Source organism: Aminobacter sp. BE322 (genome assembly GCF_050433525.1).
Classification (GTDB): Bacteria; Pseudomonadota; Alphaproteobacteria; order Rhizobiales; family Rhizobiaceae; genus Aminobacter.
On record NZ_JBNPXB010000002.1, the window covers coordinates 290,937 to 313,555 of the forward strand.

20 protein-coding genes are annotated in these 22,619 nt (G+C 66.6%); 8 read left to right on the forward strand and 12 right to left on the reverse strand.

Translation table 11 applies throughout. The annotated features are described in order from the left end of the window. Window positions 1–18 precede the first annotated feature (18 nt). The 6 genes from J2X50_RS05430 to J2X50_RS05455 all read right to left on the reverse strand — a co-directional run bounded on the left by J2X50_RS05430 (window position 19) and on the right by J2X50_RS05455 (window position 6,324). Entirely contained in the window at window positions 19–1,407 is a 1,389-nt protein-coding gene (locus tag J2X50_RS05430) for an aldehyde dehydrogenase family protein (RefSeq protein ID WP_429092515.1), read from the reverse strand. Window positions 1,408–1,423: 16 nt separating this feature from the next. Further along, complete coding sequence (locus J2X50_RS05435) at window positions 1,424–1,825, reverse strand: type II toxin-antitoxin system VapC family toxin (RefSeq protein ID WP_429092518.1); 402 nt, start codon at window positions 1,823–1,825, stop codon at window positions 1,424–1,426. Window positions 1,826–1,844: 19 nt separating this feature from the next. Next, window positions 1,845–2,402 carry a helix-turn-helix domain-containing protein gene (locus J2X50_RS05440; protein ID WP_429092521.1) on the reverse strand — a complete coding sequence of 186 codons (558 nt, stop codon included), beginning with the start codon at window positions 2,400–2,402 and terminating at the stop codon, window positions 1,845–1,847. Between the two features lie 52 nt (window positions 2,403–2,454). Then, entirely contained in the window at window positions 2,455–3,825 is a 1,371-nt protein-coding gene (locus J2X50_RS05445; RefSeq protein WP_429092524.1) for a glutamine synthetase family protein, read from the reverse strand. 102 nt (window positions 3,826–3,927) lie between these two features. Next, a complete protein-coding gene (locus J2X50_RS05450) occupies window positions 3,928–5,487 on the reverse strand; it encodes an amino acid permease (protein WP_429092526.1) in 1,560 nt (519 codons plus the stop codon). An 18-nt stretch (window positions 5,488–5,505) separates the two neighbouring features. Then, window positions 5,506–6,324 (reverse strand): N-formylglutamate amidohydrolase, encoded by an 819-nt coding sequence (locus tag J2X50_RS05455; protein ID WP_429092529.1) that lies wholly within the window; start codon window positions 6,322–6,324, stop codon window positions 5,506–5,508. Window positions 6,325–6,495: 171 nt separating this feature from the next. On the opposite strand from J2X50_RS05455, the gene J2X50_RS05460 reads away from it, so the two are divergent. The 6 genes from J2X50_RS05460 to J2X50_RS05485 all read left to right on the forward strand — a co-directional run bounded on the left by J2X50_RS05460 (window position 6,496) and on the right by J2X50_RS05485 (window position 13,621). After that, window positions 6,496–7,323 carry a MurR/RpiR family transcriptional regulator gene (locus J2X50_RS05460; protein ID WP_429092532.1) on the forward strand — a complete coding sequence of 276 codons (828 nt, stop codon included), beginning with the start codon at window positions 6,496–6,498 and terminating at the stop codon, window positions 7,321–7,323. Between the two features lie 222 nt (window positions 7,324–7,545). Beyond that, on the forward strand, window positions 7,546–8,694 hold the full coding sequence (locus J2X50_RS05465; RefSeq protein WP_429092535.1) for an efflux RND transporter periplasmic adaptor subunit: 1,149 nt from the start codon (window positions 7,546–7,548) through the stop codon (window positions 8,692–8,694). Window positions 8,695–8,710: 16 nt separating this feature from the next. After that, entirely contained in the window at window positions 8,711–11,839 is a 3,129-nt protein-coding gene (locus J2X50_RS05470) for an efflux RND transporter permease subunit (protein ID WP_429092537.1), read from the forward strand. 126 nt (window positions 11,840–11,965) lie between these two features. Further along, a complete protein-coding gene (locus J2X50_RS05475; protein ID WP_429092540.1) occupies window positions 11,966–12,451 on the forward strand; it encodes a MaoC family dehydratase in 486 nt (161 codons plus the stop codon). Window positions 12,452–12,558: 107 nt separating this feature from the next. Beyond that, window positions 12,559–13,218, forward strand: a complete 660-nt coding sequence (locus J2X50_RS05480) for a TetR/AcrR family transcriptional regulator (protein WP_429092543.1) — start codon at window positions 12,559–12,561, stop codon at window positions 13,216–13,218. 157 nt (window positions 13,219–13,375) lie between these two features. Beyond that, window positions 13,376–13,621 (forward strand): DUF680 domain-containing protein, encoded by a 246-nt coding sequence (locus tag J2X50_RS05485; protein WP_429092546.1) that lies wholly within the window; start codon window positions 13,376–13,378, stop codon window positions 13,619–13,621. Window positions 13,622–13,919: 298 nt separating this feature from the next. Here the strand turns inward: J2X50_RS05485 and J2X50_RS05490 are convergent, their stop codons facing one another. From J2X50_RS05490 to J2X50_RS05515, 6 genes are all read right to left on the reverse strand, one after another. Further along, window positions 13,920–14,150: a hypothetical protein gene (locus J2X50_RS05490; protein WP_429092549.1), complete on the reverse strand. Its 231-nt coding sequence runs from the start codon at window positions 14,148–14,150 to the stop codon at window positions 13,920–13,922. 108 nt (window positions 14,151–14,258) lie between these two features. After that, the gene (locus J2X50_RS05495) at window positions 14,259–14,810 is read right to left on the reverse strand and encodes a sarcosine oxidase subunit gamma (protein ID WP_429092552.1); all 552 of its coding nucleotides are present in this window, start codon (window positions 14,808–14,810) and stop codon (window positions 14,259–14,261) included. Beyond that, entirely contained in the window at window positions 14,803–17,796 is a 2,994-nt protein-coding gene (locus J2X50_RS05500) for a sarcosine oxidase subunit alpha (RefSeq protein ID WP_429092555.1), read from the reverse strand. Before J2X50_RS05500 ends, J2X50_RS05495 begins: the two co-directional genes overlap by 8 nt. Continuing rightward, window positions 17,796–18,176 (reverse strand): sarcosine oxidase subunit delta, encoded by a 381-nt coding sequence (locus J2X50_RS05505; RefSeq protein ID WP_429092558.1) that lies wholly within the window; start codon window positions 18,174–18,176, stop codon window positions 17,796–17,798. The genes J2X50_RS05500 and J2X50_RS05505 overlap by 1 nt, the downstream gene beginning before the upstream one ends. A gap of 16 nt (window positions 18,177–18,192) precedes the next feature. After that, entirely contained in the window at window positions 18,193–19,446 is a 1,254-nt protein-coding gene (locus J2X50_RS05510; RefSeq protein WP_340036578.1) for a sarcosine oxidase subunit beta, read from the reverse strand. A 202-nt stretch (window positions 19,447–19,648) separates the two neighbouring features. Then, entirely contained in the window at window positions 19,649–20,863 is a 1,215-nt protein-coding gene (locus J2X50_RS05515) for an MFS transporter (RefSeq protein ID WP_429092560.1), read from the reverse strand. Window positions 20,864–21,353: 490 nt separating this feature from the next. On the opposite strand from J2X50_RS05515, the gene rpsU reads away from it, so the two are divergent. Continuing rightward, window positions 21,354–21,608, forward strand: a complete 255-nt coding sequence (gene rpsU, locus J2X50_RS05520; RefSeq protein WP_340036576.1) for a 30S ribosomal protein S21 — start codon at window positions 21,354–21,356, stop codon at window positions 21,606–21,608. A 135-nt stretch (window positions 21,609–21,743) separates the two neighbouring features. After that, complete coding sequence (locus J2X50_RS05525; RefSeq protein ID WP_429092562.1) at window positions 21,744–22,595, forward strand: tetratricopeptide repeat protein; 852 nt, start codon at window positions 21,744–21,746, stop codon at window positions 22,593–22,595. Window positions 22,596–22,619: the final 24 nt, after the last annotated feature.

Below are 22,619 nucleotides of genomic sequence, written 5' to 3' on the forward strand. Positions count from 1 at the left end.
GGCTAAACGCGTGCTCTCTCAGACCTTCTCGCGCAGGTGATAGGACTTCGGCCGGGTCAGGTTGTCGTAGCCGATCTGCGACAGGGCAGCGCCCTTGCCGGTGTCCTTGACGCCGGTCCAGACGAGCGCCGGATCGAGATAGTCGCAGCGGTTCATGAACACGGTGCCGGTCTCGACGCGGTCGCCGATCGAGATGGCGTGCTCGGTGTCCGAGGTCCAGATCGAGGCGGTGAGGCCGTAGGGGCTGTCGTTCATCAGCGCGATCGCCTCCTCGTCGTTGCGCACCTTCATGATGCCGACGATGGGGCCGAAGCTCTCCTCGCGCATGACCGACATCTGGTGGTCGACATTGGTCAGCACCTCGGCCGGCAGGTGGGGCGAGCCCTCCTTGTCCTGGGCGTCCCTGGTGTTCATGTGCGCGACCGCGCCCTTGCGCAGGGCTTCCGCCTTCTGCTCGCGAATGAAGTCGGCGAAGCGCGCCTGCGCCATCGGGCCCATGGTGGTCGCCTGCTCGAGCGGGTTGCCGAGCACGTAGCTCCTGGTCTCGGCGATGAAGCCCTCGACGAACTGGTCGTAGATCTTTTCGTGGACGTAGACGCGCTCGATGCCGCAGCAGCACTGGCCCGAATTGAAGAACGCACCCTCGACGAGGTTGGCGACCGCATGGTCGAGCTTGGCGTCGGGCAGCACATAGGCCGGGTCCTTGCCGCCGAGTTCGAGACCGAGCGTCATGAAGGTGCCTGCGGCCGCCTTCTCGATGGCGCGGCCGCCGGCGACCGAGCCGGTGAAGTTGACGTGGTCGATCTTGCCCGAGCCGAGCAGCTTCTCGGTCTGGGCGTGGTTCAGCACGAGGTTCTGGAAGACGTATTTCGGCAGGCCGGCGGCCTCGAAGGCCTTGGCGAAGCGTTCGCCGACGAGCAGCGTCTGCGCCGCATGCTTGAGGATGACCGTCGAGCCGGCGATCAGCGCCGGCACGATGGTGTTGACGGCCGTGAGATAGGGATAGTTCCACGGCGCGATCACCATGACCACGCCGAGCGGGTCCTTCCTCACGTAGCGGCGGAAACCGTCCTTGGGGTTGGACGCCGGCACCGGCGCCAGCGCGCGCTCGGCGATCTCGACCATGTACTGGGTGCGCTCCTTGACGCCCCCGAACTCGCCGCCGTAGCGGGTCGGGCGGCCCATCTGCCAGGCGAGTTCCGGCACGATCTCGTCGCTCATGCCGACGAGCGCCTCGAGCATCTTGAGCATGTAGGCGGCGCGCTCGGCGACCGGCACGCGAGCCCAGTCGGCCTGCGCCGCCCGGGCACGCTCGACCGCGGCATTGACCGCCTGGTCGCTGGCGACGGGGCGCTCGACATAGATCGAGCCATCGACGGGGGATTTGAGTTTGACGGTTTCTGTCATGATGGTTCCATTCGTTTCAGCAGGGAATTGCCTGCACGTGGCCTTGTTCTGCGTAGGCCAGGATTTTGCTATCGCGCGTCATGATGCGGTAGCCGTGCTCGCGCGCGGTTGCGATGAAAAGTCGGTCAAAGGGATCCCTTGGCGGCACACCGGGAAGAAACGACGAATTTATCAGAATTTCGGCCGTGAGCGGCGCCAGCGCGGAAAAGGGAGGGATTACCAGATTAGCGAACCAGGATTGCGCTGAGACCGCGGTCAATACCTTTTGTCTCGCCACCAGCATCCCCATCTCCCATGCACTGGTCGGTGAAACCATGACAGGCATACGCGCCTGAGCACTATGATCGAGCTCTGCTCGGGCTTTCGCGTCGAGCTTTGCCCCCTCGGTGATCCAGATAGCGGCACAAGTGTCGATCAATATGCTTCCCGGCATCTGGTCAATCTTTTCCCACCGGACCGTATTTCCGGTCCAGATAGTCTGCCAAATCCGGATCGGCCGGCTCCGTCAGATCGACACCGGGCAGCACGGTGACCATCCCCTTCAGACGACCGAATAGCGGATGACTGCGCGGCGGCGGCACACGACCTGCATGTATCGACGGTTCGCCAAGTACGTTTTCCGCCTCGTCATTCGTGTGACCCGCTCCATGAAATCCCGTCTGCTCCTCCATGAAACCCGCCCCGCCCTGCAGAACCTCCCCCGATTGTCCCGACACCGGAACGGCATCCGCTCGGGCGCCTTCCTTCAGGCGGCCCTTTTTGCGGGAGGCGGCATTCTTGGCAATCTCCTCACCGTGATCGATCACTTCCTCGCGTGTCGTCCCCAAGATTGTTGCGATTTTGTCAATTTCCGGAAGCTTGATCCCACGCCCTCCATCAAGCGCTCGGGACAACGCGCCTTTGTCGATGCCCATCCGTCGCGCCACCTCACTAAGACTGAGATCCAGTGCATTCATTCGGTCCACAAACCACTGCTTGCCCCGGCTGTCACTCATTTCGTGATCTCCGATTCCAGAGATCGCAACATATCGAAATGTTGTGATTTTATCAATATCTCTCAAATCCCCGGTGCAATTCCCAGTCGGTGATGCGGCGGTCGTATTCGAGCTGCTCCCAGCGGGCCGTGTGGACGTAGTGCTCGACGACGTCCTCGCCGAAGGCGGCCTTGAGCATGACCGACCCCTCCAGCGTGTCGGCTGCGTCGCGCAGGGTCTTGGGGATCTCCGGCAGGTTGGCCGCCTGGTAGGCGTCGCCCACGAATGGCTTCTGCAGCTCAAGCTTCTCGTCGATGCCGGCAAGGCCGGCCGCGATCAGTGCCGCGAAGGCAAGGTAAGGGTTGAGGTCGGCGCCGCCGATGCGGCACTCCATGCGGATTCCCTTGGTGCCCTCGCCGCACAGGCGGAAGCCGGCGGTGCGGTTGTCCTCGCTCCACATGATCTTGGTGGGCGCGAAGGTGCCGGCCTGGAAGCGCTTGTAGGAGTTGATGTAGGGCGCCAGGAACCAGGTGAACTCCTTGGCGTATTTGAGCTGGCCGGCCGCCCAGTGCTGGCCGAGCTTGGAAAGGGTCCATTCGGCGCCCTTGTCGTAGAACAGCGGCGTCTTGCCGTCGGCGCTCCACAGCGAATTGTGGATGTGGCTGGAGTTGCCGGCGAGGCCGTAATTGTACTTGGCCATGAAGCTGATCGCCTTGCCTTCGGAGGCGGCGATTTCCCTGGCGCCGTTCTTCAGGATGACGTGGCGGTCGGCCATCTCCAGCACTTCGGCGTAGCGGACGTTGATCTCTTCCTGGCCCGGGCCCCACTCGCCCTTCGAGTTCTCGATCGGCACGCCCGCCGCTTCCATCTCGTTGCGCAGGCGGCGCATCACGCCTTCTTCCTTGGTGGTGATGCCGATCAGGTAGTCGCCGATATAGGGCGATGCCGTGTCGAGGTTCTGCCAGTGCTTGGCACGAGCCGAGTCGTAGGTCTCGCTGAACAGGTAGAATTCCAGCTCGGAGGCGAAATAGGCGAGATAGCCGCGCTCCTGCAGGCGCTTGACCTGCTTCTTGAGGATGGCGCGCGGCGAATGCGGCAGGTCGGAATGGTCATGATGGTCGAGCACGTCGACCAGGCAGAGCGCGGTCTTCTCGAGCCAGGGAATGCGGCGCAGCGTGCCGAGGTCGGGCTTCATGACGAAGTCGCCGTAGCCCTTCGACCAGCTGGCCGCCTTGTAGCCGGGCACCGGCTCCATGTCGATGTCGTTGGCCAGCAGGTAGTTGCAGCCATGCGTCTCGTCATAGGCGGATTCGACGAAATACTTGGCCAGGAACCGCTTGCCGACCAGCCTGCCCTGCATGTCGACCGCGCAGGCGAGGACCGTGTCGATCTCGCCGGCGGCAACCGCGCTTTTCAACTGATCGAAGGAGAGATTTCCAGCCATTTTGGTTCCGATCCGGGCGATGCCACTTCAGATTAGAGATTGATTGAGGGTTGAAACGAGACGTGGCCGGCGCATGGCCGGCCACGGCCATTTTGGGGGCGATCAGTTCCCGGTTTCGCCGACGGCGCGTTCCGCCGCCGCGATGACCGATGCGCGCCTGGCGACTTCGTCGCCGATGGGCGGGCCCTGGAAGCGGCCGCGTTCGAAGCCGAACCAGATGATCGCCGTCAGCACCAGGAAGCCGACCGTTATGTAGAGCGCCCAGTCGTTGGGCGGCTGGATGCCGATCACGAAGATCAGCACCATGGCGAGGATCGACAGCACCGCGAACAGCTTGAAGGTGCCCTCGCCCAGGTCCCAGGGGCCCATCTTGTCCCACTTCGACGTGCCCCAGGCGAACAGGCCCAGAGCGATCGGGATGGTGAAGGAGAAGAACAGGAAGATGACCGTGCAGGCCACGACGATGGTGTAGACCGGCGTGTCGCCGATGGAGACCAGCGACGAGAACCAGACGAACAGGACGGCCAGGATCGAGCCGGTCCAGATCGCCGCCACCGGCGTGCGGTAGGTCGGGCTGACCTTGGCGAGCGCTCCGGAAGCCGGCAGGCCGCCGTCGCGCGAGAAGGCGAAGATCATGCGCGACACCGAGGTGACCGTCGCCAGGCCGCACAGCCACTGGCTGAGGAAGATGGCGAGGTAGAGCACGTCCTTGATCACCGGGTTGACCTGCTGGTCGTTGGCCCAGAAGAACACGTTCCAGCCCTGGGCCGCGGCGTCGTCCATGTTCGGCAGCATCAGCACGAACGAGGCCAGCATGATGTAGCCGAACAGCGCCGACCACAGCACCGAGCTGATCATGGCGCGCGGCACCGAATGCGCGGCCTTCAGCGTCTCCTCCGAAGTGTGGGCGGAGGCGTCGTAGCCGGTGATGGTGTAGATCGGCAGCAGCAGGCCGAGCAGGAACACCCAGACCGACGAGGTCTCCGGCCAGACGTTGCCGCCGGCGGCGCCCGAGTAATTGGCGAAGGTGAAGAGCCGGCCGACCTCATAGCTGTCGGCCGCGATCAGCCAGACGACGGCGAGCGCGATCGCGGTGGCGAAGATCAGGTAGCCCGAGAAGTCGGTGAGCTTGGCGGTGAGGCCGATGCCCATGTGGTTCACCAGCGCCTGCAGGCCGGTGATGATGGCCAGGAAGACGATGCGGGTGGTGGTGGTGTCCTCCAGGCCGAGATAGCTGGTGCCGAAGGCGCCCATGAAGAAGTAGTAGGTGCCGACGTTGATGGCGCCCAGCACGGTGACCAGGCCGAGCAGGTTGAACCAGGCGGTCAGCCAGCCGGTGAAGCGGTTGCCCAGGATCGAGCCCCAGTGGTAGAGGCCGCCCGCCGTCGGGTAGGCCGAGCTGATCTGGGCCATGGCGACGGCGAAGACCAGCGACACGAAGCAGCCGATCAGCCAGCCGATGCCGATTGCCGCGCCGCCGGCGCCCGAGGTTGCCTGCGCCAGCGAGTTGATGCCGCCGGACAGGATGCAGATGATCGAGAAGGAAACGGCGAAGTTCGAGAACTGGCTCATTCGCCGTTCGAGTTCCTGGGCGTAGCCCATGCTGTGGAGGACTTTGACGTCCTCGTGCTTGTCATGCTCGGAATAACCAGGTGATGCCATTTCAGTGTCCCCTTGTCGTTATGCCTTTGATTGAGCCGCCATGCCCGCGCCCGGCCGGTAGGGGACGGCTTCCCCCGCCTCCGGCACGAGGTCGGACAAGATTCCCGCGAGCAGATCCGCCCATTTCCGCTGCCCGGCCTGCGCCGCGATTTCGTCGTTGCGGATTTCGATCATCGCGCACGGCAGGCCGCGCGACCTGCCATGGTGTTCCAAGGTGAAGTAGACCCGGTCGGCCGGCGAATAGGGTTCGTTGACCCCGACCACGGGTCCGTCGAGGGCCTGCAACGCGGCGATCAGCGGCGCGGCGAGCCGCTCGTCCTCGTCGTGGATGATGCCGATCTGCCAGGGACGCCGGACGCCCTTGTAGACCGGGGTGAAGGAATGGACGGACACCAGCCGCGTCTCCCGCCCCTCGCGCAGGCGGTCGGAAACGACTTCGCCGATCGCCTCGTGGAACGGCCGCCACGATAGCGCGATTCTCTCCTCGCGTTCAGCCGCCGACAGGCCCGCGTTGCCGGGGATGACGGTGGTCTCGCTGATCTCGGGGATCAGGTCGTGGGCGGCGAGCGGCCGGTTGCAGTCGATCGCGAGGCGCGACACGCAGGATTCGACCAGCGTCGCGTCGAGCCCCTCGGCCATGCGCCGGGCGACCGGCAGCGCGCCCGGATCCCAGGCGATGTGGCGCAGCATCTCGGAGGCGTCGAGCCCGAGCGTGCCATAGGCGGCGGGCAGATGGTTGGAGGCGTGATCGCAGAGGATGACGTAAGGACTGCGCCCGTCGCGGTTCGTCACGCGGACGGCATTCGACATGGCAAAGCTTGCCTGGCCCGTTCCCATTCACTCATCCCCGGGGCCGTATCGTATGTTACGTATTTTTGTTCATTGCGCCCCTACGGATGATTTCATACACATTACCGGAGTTTGTCAAATGGCATTTGGGCGGCGTCCACCGGACTGCGCGACAAGCCAGGAACGGTGATGCGGCGCAGGTGCCGGGCGGGGGATCGGATGGTTTCGAGCGTTGCCGAACTGATCAGCGAAAAGATCGATACGATGCCTGCCGGCGAGCGCCGCGCCGCCCAGACGCTGATCGCCGCCTATCCGGTGATCGGGCTGAAGACGGTCGCCGAGTTCTCGCAGCAGGCGGGCGTCTCGTCGCCCACGATCCTGCGCTTCGTCGCCCGGCTCGGCTTCCAGAACTATCCGGAATTCCAGTCGGCGCTGCAGGACGAACTCGCCGAGCAACTACAGTCGCCGGCCTCGCGCACCTTCGCCGCGCCATCCCCCCTGCCCGCCTCGACCGCGCCGATACTGGAGGCGGTGCTCGAAAACATCCGCGAGACGTTCCGCCACCTGTCGGACCGCCAGCTGACCGACATCGTCGCCCAGCTCGCCAACCCGCGCGCCCACGTCTTCCTCGTCGGCGGCCGCTTCACCGATCCGCTGGCGCGCTACATGGCGGCCCACCTCAACCTGATCCGGCCGAACGTCACCCACCTCTACGGCCAGGAGAGCCTGTGGCGCGACAGGCTGATCGACATCGGCAAGCGCGACACGCTGCTGATCTTCGACATCCGCCGCTACCAGGAGAGCCTGGTGCGCTTCGCCGAGAAGGCCAACCAGCGCGGCGCCACCATCGTGCTGTTCACCGACCAGTGGCTGTCGCCGATCGCGCGCTTTGCCCGCCATGTCATCGCCGGCCGGACGGCCGTGCCCTCGGCATGGGATTCCTCCGCCGCCCTCTTCGTCGCCGCCGAGACGCTGATCGGCGCCCTGACGCGCAAGCTCGACGACGAGGGCGCGGGCCGCATCCGCGCCATCGAGGACCTGCGCTGAACCCGCCGCAAGCGCCATTCCTGCAAAGATTACGCAGATTTAATGTGCGGCACGCAGAGATTTGCCATAAGGCTCGCATATCGAACTGAGCTATAATGCGGTCGCCAGGACAGGCTCGCTGCTGTTCTGCGCAAAGCATCGCAGCGCGATGAGGCCGCATGGCAGAGCCGACGCCCCGGCCGGACTGCGGGGCCCGGGACTAGCAGCAGGACTGGAGTGCGGATGGCCGCCTGGAAACAGATCGTCTTGGCAATTGTCATTGTGCTCGCGGCAGCCGCAGGCTGGGTGCTGTTCGTTCCCGGGTCGCGCGAGGTGCTGGCACGCTGGGGCATCGACTGGGCCCAGGCCTCCGCCGGCAAGACCGAGCAGGCACAGGCGGGCGGCAACCGCGAGCGCGGCCGCGGCACGGCGCAGACGCCGGTGGTGACCCGGCCGGTGACGACCGGCACGATCAACGACCGGCTGTCGGCGATCGGCACCGGGCGCGCGCTCAATTCCGTCGTCATCAACCCCTATGCCGCCGGCCGCCTGACCGAAATCGCCGTCCAGGCCGGCGAGAAGGTCGAGGCCGGCGCGGTGATCGCCAGGCTGGACGCCGATTCCGAGGAGATCGCGCTCGAGCGCGCCCGCATCGCCCAGGGCGACGCCGAGGCCTCGCTGGAGCGCATCAGGGCGCTGCGCGCCACCAACACGGCGACGGCCGTGCAGCTGCGCGAGGCCGACCTCGCCGTCGAGAACGCCAGGCTCGCCGTGCGCGACGCGGCCCTTGCGCTCGACCGCCGCACCATCACCGCGCCGATAAAGGGCATCGTCGGCATCCTGCCGGTCGAGGCCGGCAACTACGTGACCAGCCAGACGACGATCGCCACCATCGACGACCGCTCGCGCATCATCGTCGACTTCTGGGTGCCGGAACGCTTCACCGGCCTGATCGCGGTCGGCCAGCCGCTGTCGGCTACCTCCGTGGTCCGCCCCGGCCAGGTCTTCGACGGCGTGGTCAGTGCGGTGGACAACAGGCTCGACGATCAGAGCCGGACGCTGCGCGTGCAGGCCCGCCTCGACAACGAGGGCGACGCACTGCGCGCCGGCATGTCGTTCCAGGTGGCGATGCGCTTCCCCGGCGACACCTATCCTTCAGTCGATCCGCTGGCGATCCAGTGGGGCAGCGACGGCGCCTTCGTCTGGGCGCTGGCCGACGGCAAGGCCAAGCGCGTGCCGGTGCGCATCGTCCAGCGCAACACCGACAGCGTGCTGGTGCAGGCGGCGCTGGTCGCCGGCGATCAGGTGGTGACCGAGGGCATACACACCGTGCGCGAAGGCGCACAATTGCTCATCGCCGGCAGCGACGGCGCTGCCCGCAGCGGCTCCTGACCGGGGAGCGGCGGGCATGTCGGTGAGCCAGAACGAACAGGCCGAACAGGGCATTTCCGCTCTGATGGTGCGCCGGCCGGTGCTGGCCTTCGTCGTCAACGCGCTGATCACGGTGGCCGGCCTCGCCGCCTTCTACGGCGTCGAGGTGCGCGAGCTGCCAGACGTCGACAGGCCGGTCATCAGCGTGTCGACGACCTACTCCGACGCGGCCGCCGAAATCGTCGACCGCGAGGTGACGGCGGTGGTCGAGGGCGCCGCAGCGCGCGTCACCGGCGTGAAGGCGATCTCGTCCTCCTCGTCCTACGGCAACAGCCGGGTGACGGTGGAGTTCAACGACGGTGTCGACCTCAACGTCGCGGCCTCCGACATGCGCGACGCGGTGGGGCGGGTGACCAACAGCCTGCCCGACGACGCCGATGCGCCGCGCATCGTCAAGGCCGACGCCAATGCGGACGCGGTGATGCGGCTGGCGGTCACCTCCGACACCATGCCGGTCGAGGACATGACCATCCTGGTCGAGGACCAGATCGTCGACGCGCTGGCCGCCGTCGACGGCGTCGCCGACGTCCAGGTCTATGGCGACCGCGCCAAGGTGTTCCGCGTCGACATCGACCAGTCGAAGGTGGCGAGCCTCGGCCTGACCCTCGGCGACATCTCGAACGCGCTGGCGACCGTTTCCTTCGACGCCCCGGCCGGCTCGCTGAACGTCGGCAACCAGGACATCATCGTGCGCGCCAGCGCCGCGGTGAACACGCCCGAAGCCTTCGAGAGCATCATCATCAACGGCAAGACGCGCCTCGGCGACGTCGCCAAGGTGACGCTCGGCGGCGATCCCGGCACGACCTCGCTGCGCTCCGACGGCAAGACGGGCATCGGCCTGGGCATCATCCGCCAGGCGCAGTCGAGTACGCTCGACATCTCCAAGGGCGTCCGCGACGCGGCGGAACGGATCCAGCAGACCCTGCCGCAGGGCATGGCGATCCGGGTGACCAGCGACGACGCGACCTTCGTCAGGGGGGCCATCGACGAGGTCGAGATCGCGCTCGTGCTGGCGGTGACCATCGTGCTCGTGGTCATCTACCTGTTCCTGCACGACTGGCGCGCGACCCTGATCCCCGGCCTGGCGATGCCGGTGGCGATGATCGGCACCATCGCCGGCATCTATCTCGCCGGCTTCTCGGTCAATATCCTGACGCTTTTGGCGCTGGTGCTGGCGACGGGCCTCGTCGTCGACGACGCCATCGTCGTGCTCGAGAACGTCGTGCGCCGCCGCAACGAGGGCATGGGCCCGCGCGCCGCGGCCGTGCTCGGCACCCAGGAAGTGTTCTTCGCCGTCATGGCGACCACCGCGACGCTCGCGGCGGTGTTCATCCCGATCTCCTTCCTGCCCGGCCAGACCGGCGGCCTGTTCCGCGAGTTCGGCTTCGTGCTGGCGATCTCGGTGCTGCTGTCGTCGGTGGTGGCGCTGTCGCTGTGCCCGATGCTCGCCTCGCGCATGCTGACGCAGAAGAGCATCGACCACACGCAGTCCGGCATCCTGAGCCGCATCGGCGGCAGGCTGGCGGCGACCTACAAGCGCTGCCTGCACGCCTGCCTCGACGCGCCGGCGATCGTCATTCTCGTCTCGGTGCTGTTCGCGGCCGCCGCATACTTCGCCTTCGGCGCGGTGCGCCAGGAACTGACGCCCAACGAGGACCGCTCGCTGATCATGCTCAGGGTTTCGGCCCCGCAGGGCGTCAGCCTCGACTACACCACCTCGCAGCTGCGCCGGATCGAGGCGCTGATCGAGCCGATGCGCAAGTCCGGCGAGATCGAGAGCACCTTCGTCAGCGCCGGCATGGGCAACAGCAACAACAGCGGCTTCATGGTGCTGTCGCTGGCGCCCTGGGACAAACGCACCCGCAGCCAGCAGGACATCGCCGCCGACATCACCCAGCGCACCATCCAGGTGCCCGGCGTGCGCACCACCCTGATGCAGCCCAACAGCCTCGGCATCCGCGGCGCCGGCAGCGGCCTGCAGTTCGCCCTGATCGGCAACAGCTATGCGGAACTCGGCGACGCGGCCGCCAAGGTGCTGGCCGAGATGGAGAAGGACCCGCGCTTCCGCCAGCCCCGCCTCTCGACCGAATCGACCCAGCCGCAGCTCTTCGTCACCATCGACCGCGAGCGCGCCTCCGACCTCGGCATCGACATATCGGGTCTGTCGCCGGCGCTGCAGGCCATGCTCGACGGCCGCAAGATCGCCAGCGTCTTCATCGAGGACCGCTCCTACGACGTGAAGCTGGTGTCGACCACCAATCCGGTCAACGACTCGACCGACCTCGAGAACATCTTCGTCAGGGCCGGCGACGGCCGCTTCGTGCCGGTGTCGACCATCGCCTCGCTGAGCGAGCGGGCGGTGCCGCCGTCGCTGTCGCGCGAACAGCAGCAGCGCTCGGTGGCGATCACCTCGGGGCTAGCCCCCGACTTCGCCCTCGGCGACGCGCTGAAGCGGGCTGAGGAGATCGCCGGCCCGCTCTTGCCGGCCGGAAGCCGGGTGCTGCCGCTCGCAGAGGCGGCGACGCTGGACGAGACGAGCGGCAGCATGCTGACCATCTTCGGCTTCGCGCTCGTCATCATCCTGCTTGTGCTGGCGGCCCAGTTCGAGAGCTTCGTTTCCGCCATCATCATCATGGCGACGGTGCCGCTGGGGCTCGCCTGCGCCGTCTTCGCGCTGATCCTGACCGGCACCTCGCTCAACGCCTACAGCCAGATCGGCCTGGTGCTGCTGGTGGGCGTCATGGCCAAGAACGGCATCCTGGTGGTGGAATTCGCCAACCAGCTGCGCGACCGCGGCATCGGCGTGCGGCAGGCGATCGAGCAGGCGGCGACCATCCGCCTGCGCCCGGTGATGATGACGATGATCTGCACCGTGCTCGGCGGCCTGCCGCTGGTGCTGGCCAAGGGTGCCGGCGCCGAGGCCCGCATCGCGCTCGGCTGGGTCATCGTCGGCGGCCTCGGTCTCGCCACGCTCTCGACCCTGTTCCTCACCCCGGTCGCCTATCTGCTGCTCGGCCGTTTCATCACGCCCAAGGTGGCGGAGGAAACGCGTCTCAAGCGCGAACTCGAGGAAGCGGCCTATACGGGCGTGGAAGCCGCGGAATAGTTCATACATTTTACCGGTCGATGCGCGACATATTTGCCGCAGCAAGCGATGACACGGGGCCTTCGATTTTGTATCAGTCCTCCCAATCAGCGCGGGGCTTCAGATTTATTGTCAGGACGGGATGCCATGGGCCTGAAACCGATCACGATGGACGAACTTGAGGCGAGCCTGGGAAAGGAAATCGGCGTTTCGCCCTGGCGCACCGTCACCCAGCGGATGATCGACCAGTTCGCCGACGCCACCGACGACCACCAGTTCATCCATTGCGACCCCGACCGGGCGGCTGCCGAAACGCCCTTCGGCGGCACCATCGCGCACGGCTTCCTGACGCTGTCGCTGCTCTCGGCGATGACCTACGAGACCCTGCCCCCGGTCGAGGGCGGCAGCATGGGCATCAACCAGGGCTTCGAGGAGCTGAAGTTCGTCGCACCCGTCAAGACCGGCTCGCGCATCCGCACCCGTTTCGTGCTGTCCGGCCTCAAGATCCGTCCCTCGGGCTGGATCCAGGCGACGCATGACGTGACCATCGAGATCGAGAACTCCAAGAAGCCGGCGCTGACCGCCCGCTGGCTGACGATGACCTTCGTCGAACCCAAGCGCGAGACCGCCTGAGCCGCCGAACGCCTGCCCCGGCGCGCATTGTCTAGTACGGATGAGCTATGGCGCCTGCCTTGCCGCCCGTTGGACCCGGATATAGAATTTTCCCCTCGAGTGGGTGAATGGTAGGCGTAGACGTGCAGAGCAGTGCCGCAAACCGACGTGAGCTCCAGCGGGCCGAACTGAGGGCCGAACTGGTGGCAGCGGCTCACGCGCTGGTGCGCGAAGAAGGCTACGAAGGCCTCACCATACGCAAGCTCGCCACCAAGGTCGGCTACGCGCCGATGTCGGTCTATTCGTACTTCGCCGACAAGCAAGAGATCCTGATGGCGCTTGCCGAGGATGCCTTCGCCGACCTGGCTCGGCGGATGCGCCGCAACCGGCCGGACGACCCGCTCGAGGCGGTGCGCGCAGCGCTCACCGAATATGCCGCGTTCGGGCTCGACAACCCGAACGAATACCGCACCGTGTTCATGACCGAAAAGCAGAAGCCGCCGGTCGGAAAGACCTTCGCCGAGATGGAAAGCGGTAACCCGGCGTTCCAGGTGATCATGGAACGTGTCGAGGCCTGCATCTCGGCGGGCAGATTGAAGGGCGACGCCCGCGCCATGGCCACGGTACTGTGGACCGCGGCGCATGGGGCGATCTCGCTGCTGATCACGTTTCCCTTCTATCCGTTCGGCGATCCCAAAGCCTATGTGATGCGAATTGGCGATCTCGCCCTTGCCGGACTTGCGGCAAGCGAGTCCATGCCACTCACCGACGAACCCGGCCGCTGCTGAGGGCTCACTTTTCGGGGCCGAGGCGCGTCGGGCAGCATTCAGTGCCTGAACGACGAAAATCCGTACGCGTACGCCATTCCTCTTGCAATACGCAAGATGCGGCCGTATCTGTAAGGCATTCCGTACATGTACGAAATAAATCTTACGGAGATGCATGATGAGACGGACAGTTCTGGCGCTCGCGGCGATGCTCGCCGCGACCGGCATGGTGACGGCAAAGGATGCTCAGACGCCCAAGCCGCAGGCGCCCGCGACCTGCAGCGAAACGGGCCAGAAGCTCGACTGCACGCCCACCGGATCGATCAAGGAGCGGGGACCGCAGACGACCGACAGCATCGACGCGCCGCAGAAGCCGCGGATGGGCATAGACATCAACCCCTGGATCGTGCCGACGTTCAACTGACGGAGCAACCGGCAAGTTAGCGACCCCGAAAGCAGTTGACTGCTAAATTAGAGCGCTTCCGCTTTTCTTCGAATCGCGGAAACGCTCTATCTCTTTGTTTTGACGCAATTCCGGACGGAAAACCGCTTCGCACTTTTCCTGGAATTGCGCGAGAAGCCGCCCATATGGGTGGCCTTTTTCTTTGCTCGGGGCTGGGGGCAGCACCAACGGGCAGAAGCGGTGACCCGCCTTGGCACCGGCGCCCCGGTCTCAGGTAAGACACCAGTGAATTCGCAGGGGGGGTGCTTTTGGGGCACCCCTATTCCTTACGCGGCGCATCGTCCTTCCCGCCGGCCGGCCTGACCGGCGCGCCGGGAATGGAGGTCACGGTGACGGAGACCGGGTCGCTCGCCGGGAAGCTGTCTTCCAGGCCTTCGTCCAGCTCCTGCTGAAGCACCTGCTGGTCCTTCGGCCGCTCGTCGCTGCGCCGGGCCCGGCGCTGGCGCCGGTTCTGGACGCGGCCGGCATTCGACTGCGAGGCATTGGGCATCTTGCTCGTCCTCATTTCCAGGAACGGGACGATGAAACGCGCGCCTCGGCCCGGAGGTTCCAGGGTCCGAAGCGACGCATAAGGTTCCGGGGATTGAGGGCGGAACGCTCAGCCGGCGTCCCGCGCGGCCTCCGACAGGAAGCCCCAGACATAGTCCGAAAACGAGCGCCAGCATTCGACGCGGAAGGCGTCTTCGGCCGTGCGTAGGACCACGATCTCGACCTTGCCGAGGATGGTGCGCGAGGCGGCACCCACCGGGAAGGCTTCCAGCGACAGGTCCTGCGGGCAGCCGGAACTGACAGTGGCGGCGGCGTTGGGACCGGTCACGGCGATCGCCACGTTGCGGTGGGAGACGTCGACCGCCGAGTGCAGGCCCTTGACCGAAGCGCAGTCGGCGACCGGGTCGCCACCGGCCTCGTCGATGACCAGCCATTCGTCCGGCCCGAGCCACAGCGCGGTGCGTCCGGCCTTGGCGGCCGACGACTTGGGCTTCTGCGGCAGGGCCACGCCGAGCGCCTTGGAGAGGGCGGCGATGGCATCCGGGCGGGCGCGCAGCGACAGGCGGCTCGCCGGCTCCAGCACCTTGAGGGCAACGCCCTGCCCGCCGACGCTTTTGCCCGCATGCGCGGGGTTCCTGACGGCTGTTGCGACCTTAGCCATTGAGGCGATCTCCCTTCTCGTCGAAGAACACGGTGCCGGTGACTTCCACTTCGATCACCCGGTCGGGCATCGGCACGTAGAGCGTCTCGCCGATGCGGTCGCGGCCGCCGGCCACCAGCGCCATGGCGATGGACCGGCCGCAATTCTCCGACCAGTAGCTCGACGTGACGTGGCCGATCATCTTCATCGGCACCGCCTGCTTGGGATTCTCGACGATCTGCGCACCCTCTTCCAACACCGTCGCCGGTTCCCGGGTCCTGAGGCCGACGAGTTGCTTGCGGCCCTTGGCGACGAGATCTGGCCGCGCCATGCCGCGGATGCCGACGAAGTCGGCCTTCTTCTTGCCGACCGCCCAGTCGAGCCCGGCATCGTTGGGCGTGACCGTGCCGTCGGTGTCCTGGCCGACGATGATGTAGCCCTTCTCGGCGCGCAGCACGTGCATGGCCTCGGTGCCGTAGGCACAGGCGCCGTGCTTCTCGCCTTCCGCCCACAGCGCCTCCCAGACGGCGCGGCCGTAGTCGGCCGGCACGTTGACCTCGAAGCCGCGGTCGCCGGTGAACGACATGCGGAACAGCCGGGTGGGCACGCCGCAGATCTTGCCCTCGCGCACCGACATGTGCGGCATGGCCTCGTCGGAGAGGTCGATGCCCTCGACCAGCGGTTCGATGATTTTCCGCGAGTTGGGGCCCTGGACGGCGATGACCGCCCACTGCTCTGACACCGAAGTCAGCCAGACGTTGAGCTCGGGGAACTCGGTCTGGAGGTAATCCTCCATGTGGTTCATGACGCGGGCAGCACCGCCGGTGGTCGTCGTCACGTGGAAGCGGTCCCGGGCCAGACGCCCGACCACGCCGTCGTCGTAGATGAAGCCGTCCTCGCGCAGCATGATGCCGTAGCGGCAGCGGCCGACCTCGAGCTTCTCCCACGGGTTGGTGTAGAGCAGCTCCATGAATTTGGCGGCATCCGGGCCGACCACCTCGATCTTGCCGAGGGTGGAGGCGTCGAACAGGCCGGCGGTCTTGCGCACCGCCACGCATTCGCGGTTGACGGCGGCATGCATGTCCTCGCCCGAGCGCGGGAAGTACCAGGCGCGCTTCCACTGGCCGACATCCTCGAACACCGCGCCGTGGCCTTCCGCCCAGGCGTGCGTCGGGGTCTTGCGGGTCGGGTCGAACAGCGCATGGCGCGAGTGGTTGACGATGGCGCCGAAGGTCACCGGCGTATAGGGCGCGCGGAAGGTGGTGAGGCCGACCTCGGGGATCTCCTTGTTGAGCGCCTCGGCGGCGATGGCGAGACCGTGCATGTTGGAGGTCTTGCCCTGGTCGGTGGCCATGCCGTTGGTGGTGAAGCGCTTGACGTGCTCGATCGAGCGCATGCCCTCGCGCACCGCCTGGCGGATGTCCTTGGCGGTGACGTCGTTCTGGAAGTCGATGAAGGCCTTGACCGTGGTCTCGGCGCCGGCGCCCGGGCCGGAACCCAGCATGCCGCCGCTCCAGCCTTCGGCGCCCTCGACCTTGATCGCAACGCCCTTGCCCGACTTGGCGCCGGCCTCGCGGGCAGCTCTGGCACCGGCTTCGAGCGCCTGGGCGACGCTGTCCTCGAGCGAATCCGAGCCGTTGCAGGCGCCGACCGAGACGCAGTCCTGGGCATAGGTGCCGGGCAGGAAGCGGCGGGTGTCGGCGTCGAAGGCGACCTTGCCGCGCGACTGCGAGAACATGTGCACCGACGGCGTCCAGCCGGCCGACATCAGCACCGCGTCGCAGGTGATCGTGCGCTCGGCGCCGCCCGCCTTGGCCTGGACGACCATCGAGGTGACGCGCTGGCGGCCGTTGACGGAGGTGACGGCGCGGCCGTGGTTGACCTCGATGCCGAGCGCGCGCGCCTCGTCGACCAGCGGGCCGGCGGGGTTGTCGCGCAGGTCGACGATGGCCGCGATGCCGACGCCGGCCTTCTTGAGGTCGACGGCGGCCGCATAGGCGGAATCATTGGCGGTGTAGACGCCGACATTGCGGCCGACGGCGACGCCGTAGTGGTTGAGGAAGGTGCGCGCCGCGGACGCCAGCATGACGCCGGGACGGTCGTTGTTGGCGAACACCATGTGGCGCTCGATGGCGCCGGTGGCGATGACCACGCGCTTGGCGCGGACCTGCCACAGCCGCTCGCGCGGCGCCTCGCGGCCCGGATCGGCGAGATGGTCGGTGACACGCTCGGCGAGGCCGACGAAGTTCTGCGCGTAGTAGCCGAAGGCCGTGGTGCGCGACAGCACCGTGACGTTGTCCATGGCGGCGAGCTTCGCCACCGCGCGTTGCGCCCACGCCCAGCCGTCCTGCCCGTCGATCACCGCGCCCTTCTCGAAGCGCAGCGCACCGCCGAACTCGGCCTGCTCGTCGCAGACGATGACGCGAACGCCGGTTTCGGCCGCGGCAAGGGCGGCTGCGATGCCGGCGGCACCGCCGCCCAGCACCAGCACCTCGCAATGGGCGTAGCGCGACGAATAGTGGTCGGGATCGGGCTGGTCGGGTGCCACGCCGAGGCCGGCCGCGGAGCGGATATTGGGCTCGTAGAAATTCTTCCACGCAGCCTTCGGCCACATGAAGGTCTTGTAGTAGAAGCCCGCCGAGAAGAACGGCGAGGCGAGGTCGTTGACCGCGCCGACGTCGAAGGAAAGCGACGGCCAGCGGTTCTGCGAGGCGACGTCGAGCCCGTCATAGAGCTCCTGCACGGTGGCGCGCACGTTGGGCGTCTTGCGCGCGGCGTCGCGGGTGACGGTGACCAGCGCGTTGGGCTCCTCGGCGCCGGCCGACAGGATGCCGCGCGGGCGGTGGTACTTGAACGAGCGGCCGACGAGATGCACGCCGTTGGCGAGCAGCGCCGAGGCGACGGTGTCGCCGGCCAGCCCAGTCATCGCCTTGCCGTCGAAGGTGAAGCGCGCGGTCTTCGCCGGCGTCAGGCGGCCCTGGCCGGAAATGCGGTAGGAACCGGCCATCATGCCTCTCCCTTGGTCGAGCGCTTGCTGGTGGGTTTTTCGTTGAGCTGGTCCGGCGGGCGGTTGGCCCAGGCGGCGGGCCCGCCCTCGGCGGAGAGCCTGGAGATGTCGGGCTTCGGCTCGCCGGCCTTGTAGGTCAGCATGAACTTGTCGGAGACCGAGTCGCGCACCGCGTTGAAGAAGCGGGCGCAGCCATGGACGTGGCGCCAGCGCTCGAAGGTGACGCCCTTGGGATTCGAACGGATGAAGAAGAACTTCTCGAAGTCCTCGTCGCTGATCGCGGCGATGTCGGTCGGCCGGGCGATATGGGCCTCGCCGGCGTTGCGGAACTCGAGCTCGGGGCGCTCTTCCTCGCAATAGGGGCAATGGATCAGGAGCATTTTTCCCTCGCTGAATTCAGTGCGCCACGGCGGCGGCTGCCGCCTCGTCGATCAGGCGGCCGGTGCGGAAGCGCTCCAGCGTGAACGGCGCGTTGATCGGGTGCGGCTCGTCGCGGGCGATGGTGTGGGCAAAGACGTTGCCCGAGCCGGGCGTCGCCTTGAAGCCGCCCGTGCCCCAGCCGCAATTGACGTAGAGCCCCTTCACCGGCGTCTTGGCCAGGATCGGCGAGCGGTCCGGCGTGACGTCGACGATGCCGCCCCAGGAGCGCAGCATCTTCATGCGCGTGAACATGGGGAACATCTCGCAGATGGCGTCGAGCGTGTGGTTGATGATGTGCAGGCCGCCGGTCTGCGAATAGGAGGTGTACTGGTCGGTGCCGGCGCCGATGACCAGTTCGCCCTTGTCCGACTGCGAGATGTAGGCGTGCACCGTGTTGGACATGACCACGCAGGGGAACACCGGCTTGACCGGCTCGGACACCAGGGCCTGCAGCGGGTAGCTTTCGAGCGGCATGCGCACGCCGGCCATGTCCATGATGACCGAGGTGTGGCCGGCCGCGACGACGCCGACCTTCTTGGCGCCGATGAAGCCCTTCGAGGTCTCGACGCCGGAGACGCGGCCGTCGGCGGTGCGGCGCACGCCGGTGACCTCGCAGTTCTGGATGATGTGGACGCCGCGGTCGGAGGCGCCGCGAGCATAACCCCAGGCGACCGCGTCGTGGCGGGCGGTGCCGCCGCGGCGCTGCAGGGTCGCGCCCACCACCGGGTAGCGGGCACTGGCCGAGATGTTGAGCGGCGGGCAGTAGGCCTTGGCTTCCTCCGGCGTCAGCCACTCGTTGTCGATGCCGTTGAGGCGGTTGGCATGCACGTGGCGCTTCAGCACCTGCACGTCGTGCACGTTGTGCGCCAGCATCATGACGCCGCGCGCCGAATACATGACGTTGTAGTTGAGGTCTTGGCTGAGGCCGTCCCACAGCTTCACGGCGTGGTCGTAGATGCCGGCCGATTCGTCATAGAGGTAGTTCGAGCGGATGATGGTGGTGTTGCGGCCGGTGTTGCCGCCGCCGAGCCAGCCCTTTTCCAGCACGGCCACATTGGTGATGCCGTGCTCCTTGGCCAGATAATAGGCCGTGGCGAGGCCATGGCCGCCGGCGCCGACGATGATGACGTCGTATTCGCTCTTCGGTTCGGGCGAGGACCATTGCTCCTCCCAGCCCTTGTGGCCGCGCATCGCCTCTCGGGCTATGGCAAAAACCGAATATTTCCGCATTTTTTCAGGGCCTCGCAGATGCCGGAAGCGTCAGAGCGCGAGGTGTAGCACTAGCGAAAAGCTGATGTCACCCTTGCCCTGTTTGCGACGACCCCTGCCGCTTTGCGCCGCCTGTTTGCGACACCCCTTTTTGCCGCAGGTATCGGGTGGCCGGCCAGCCGCGGCATTGCAACCGCCGGGGCCATGCTCCAGCTAGGAGCCGTCAGGCCGCGCCGAGACGCGCGGCCTTCATGTTCGGCAGGAAGATGGTGAGCAGGCCGAGCATCGGCAGATACGAGCAGATGACGAAGACGTACTCGATGCCGCGCACGTCGGCCACCACGCCGAGCACGGCGGCGGCGATGCCGCCGATGCCGAAGGCGAAGCCGAAGAAGATGCCGGCGATCATGCCGACGCGGCCCGGCACCAGTTCCTGCGCGAAGACGACGATGGCCGAGAAGGCCGAGGCGAGGACCAGGCCGATCACCACCGTCAGCACCTTGGTCCAGAACAGGTCGGCATAGGGCAGCATGAGCGTGAAGGGCAGCACGCCGAGGATCGAGAACCAGATCACGGTCTTGGCGCCGAAGCGGTCGCCGACGGGGCCGCCGAGGAAGGTGCCGACGGCGGCCGAACCGAGGAACAGGAACAGCAGATATTGCGATTCCTGCACCGACACGCCGAACTTCTCGATGACGTAGAAGGTGTAGAAGCTCGACAGGCTCGCCGTGTAGGCCTGCTTGGAAAGGACGAGGATGGCGAGCACGACGAGCGCCGAGAGCACCTTGCGGCGCGGCAGCGGATTGAACAGCGTGGGTGCCGCCCGCTTGGCGGCGGTGGCGATGTGGCGGCTGTACCAGACGCTGACGCGGACGAGCACGACGATGCCGACCATGGCGGCGATGGAGAACCAGGCGATGCCGCCCTGCCCCAGGGGCACGACGATGAAGGCGGCCAGCAGCGGCCCGAGCGCCGAGCCGAAATTGCCGCCGACCTGGAACAGCGACTGGGCGAGGCCGAAGCGCCCGCCGGAGGCGAGCCGCGCCACGCGCGACGATTCCGGGTGGAAGATGGCGGAGCCGAGGCCGACGAAGGCGGCGCCGACCAGGAGCATCTCATAGCTGCGGCCAAAGGCCAGGGTGAGCAGGCCGATGAGCGTCAGGCACATGCCGAACGGCAGCGAGAACGGCAGCGGCTTCTTGTCGGTGTACATGCCGATCACCGGCTGCAGCAGCGACGCCGTCACCTGGAAGGTCGTGGTCAAGAGGCCGATCTGCCAGAAGTCGAGCCGGTAGTCCGTCTTCAGCATCGGATAGAGCGACGAGATCAGCGACTGCATGACGTCGTTGAGGAAGTGGCTGAAGCTGACCGCGAGCAGGATGGCGAACACCGTTCCCTGGGCAGTGGACGAGCGGGCGGGCAAGGCGGTGTCGGTCACGGCGCAACTCCGGGCGGCATTCTCGGCGGACAGGTTGCAATAGACCTGCCGACGGGCGCTTTCATGGTGCACGCTGCGGTACCGTGCGGTCCAGCTCTGAGCCCCTATTTCCGTGCGCCAGGGCAAAAACCGCCCCGGGCGTGATGCCGTAGCGGCGCGGAAGCGGCGGGTCATGCGGCACTGGTCGGCTAAGCCGGCGGCCGCAGCGGCCTCCCGCTTCGCCCTTCGCCTGCGCCATGCGCAGCAACTTCGTCGAAGGCCTTGCATGGCGGATGCGAAGATGAGAGAGGCTTGGGCCGCAAGCCTGGCTGGCGCGAAGCCATGCCTCCGCCCGCCGTTTCGCACAGGCCGCGCAAATGCTGCTTTGCAGTGGACAAGCGGCCCCGATTCTGCTATCAGCCGCCCACAAATTCGCGGTGAAGCCCATCGCGGAGGCGTTTTGGCTATTGCCGGAGCCTTCAGATTTCGAACACGAAAGACAGGATCACACGTGCAGGTACTCGTCCGCGACAACAATGTTGACCAGGCGCTTCGCGCGCTGAAGAAGAAAATGCAGCGCGAAGGCATCTTCCGTGAAATGAAGATGCGCGGTCACTACGAGAAGCCGTCCGAGAAGCGCGCCCGCGAGAAGGCAGAAGCCGTCCGCCGCGCCCGCAAGCTGGCCCGCAAGCGCGCCCAGCGTGAAGGCCTGCTGCCGAGCACCCCGCGTCCGGCTCCTGCCGCCGGTGCCCGTCCGGCGCGTTGATCCGCCAATTTTTGGTCCTTTTCGAAGGATAACGACGAGGTGGGGCGACTAGACATCGCCGCCACCTTTTTGTTTTGTCCGGATTCCTGCCGGACGCCGCGCCAACTGCCGGGGCGCAAGCGAGGGACGCCAGCGATGAATGCAGCCACGAGCAGCCGCAAGTCTTCCATGCGCGGAGGCGCCGTGACGGCTCTCGTGCTTGTGGCGCTGGCCGCCGCCGGCTGCCAGTCCTCATCCGGCCCGGCCGGCGAACTGACCCGGATCGACACCGCGCAGGGCTCGGCCGAGAACATCGCCTCGCTGAGCTCGGTGATCTCGAGCAATCCGAACGATCCCGAGACCTACAACGTGCGCGGCTCGGCCTATGGCCGCGGCGGCAAGTACCGCGAGGCGCTGCAGGATTTCGACCGGGCGCTGCAGCTCAACCCGAACTTCTACCAGGCCTATTCCAACCGCGCGCTGATCCACCGCTTCATGGGCGACCAGACCGCTGCGCTGGCGGACTACAACAAGGCCATCCAGCTGAACGATTCCTACGACGCGGCCTATATCGGCCGCGGCAACCTGTACCGCAAGGCCGGCCGCACCCAGGACGCCTTCAACGACTTCCAGAAGGCGATCCAGCTCGACACCACCGACCCGCGCGCCTACCACAATCGCGGCCTGATCTACCAGCAGCAGGGCCAGCACGCCTTCGCCATCGAGGATTTCTCCAAGGCGATCTCGCTGGCGCCGGACTCGGCCGAACCGTACAACGGCCGCGGCCTTTCCTACCTCGCCACCAACGACGAGGACAATGCCTTCGCCGACTTCAACATGGCGATCAAGCTCGACGGCAAGATCGCCGAGAGCTGGGCCAACCAGGCGCTGATCTACGAGCGCCGCGGCGACAAGGCCAAGGCTGCCAAATCCTACGCCGAGGCGGTCCGGCTGGACCCCAACTACAAGCCGGCGGTCGACGGCCTGGCGCGCACGCGCGGCGCCTGATCGCTGCGCCGCAGCGAGCCGGCC